1 protein-coding gene is annotated in these 918 nt (G+C 71.8%); it reads left to right on the top strand.

The window, feature by feature from the left end; genetic code table 11:
• A partial coding sequence (locus C1A38_RS30400; RefSeq protein WP_353505543.1) for a type IV toxin-antitoxin system AbiEi family antitoxin occupies nucleotides 1-892 on the top strand: 892 nt, incomplete at its 5' end.
• Nucleotides 893-918: the final 26 nt, after the last annotated feature.

The raw sequence follows: 918 nt of genomic DNA, 5'->3' as shown, positions 1-918 counted from the left end.
GGGTGTGGGGTGGAGGGGCGGGCGGGCTGCGGGGCAGGGTGCCGGGATGACTGCTCAACTGTGGCGGGTGGAAACCCTGATGCGCACACTGACCGCCCGTCGTCTTCGTACCCGGCTCAGCCGGGAGGAGTTGCGCCGGGTGCGGCGAGGTGTCTACGCCGATCAGCCCGTCGACGACGAGGACGAATTACGGGCGCTCCTGCTGTGTCTGCCGGCGGGGGCCATGCTGGCCCGGCAGACTGCGGCCCGGCGGCACGGATTCGGCGTACTGCGCGACGATCTCGTGCACGTCCAGGTGCCACCCACCGTGCCGAAACCTCGACTGCCCGGGCTGGTGGTGCATCACTGCGTGCTGCCGGTGCAGCCGGTCCTCGTGCAGGGCCTGCCGTGCGTACCGGCGGCGCGCTGTGCGATCGACCTCGCGCGTACCGTGTCGCGGTTCGATGCCCTTCCCGTCCTGGATTCTGCGCTGCGCGCCGAGGCGGTGACGCCGGACGATCTGCTCGCCGAGGTGTACGCGCATCGCGGGCTGCGCGGGGTGCGGCAGGCGCGCGAACTGGTGCCGCTGGCGGACGGGCGGGCGGAATGCCGTCAGGAGAGCCAACTGCGGTTGGTGCTGCTGGACGGCCGGCTGCCTCCACCCGAACCGCAACTGTGGGTTCCGGACCGCTACGGCGCGCTGCGTTACCGCCTTGACCTGGGCTACCGGGAGCGCAGGGTCGGCATCGAGTACGACGGCCTCAGCCACCTGGATCGCGATGCCCTGCGGTACGACCGGGAACGCGTCAACTGGCTCGACGCGCAGGGCTGGCGGATGCGCTACTTCACGGACCGCGACCTCTACCGCCGCCCGTCCCACATCGTCGCCACCATCCGAGCCGCCCTCTCCTGACCGACCCCACCCCCCGCCGCGCTCCC

The organism is Verrucosispora sp. ts21 (assembly GCF_002879555.1).
GTDB lineage: Bacteria > Actinomycetota > Actinomycetes > Mycobacteriales > Micromonosporaceae > Micromonospora > Micromonospora gifhornensis.
The sequence above is the reverse complement of the archived record's forward strand: the minus strand, read 5'-3'. Positions and strand labels throughout refer to the sequence as shown.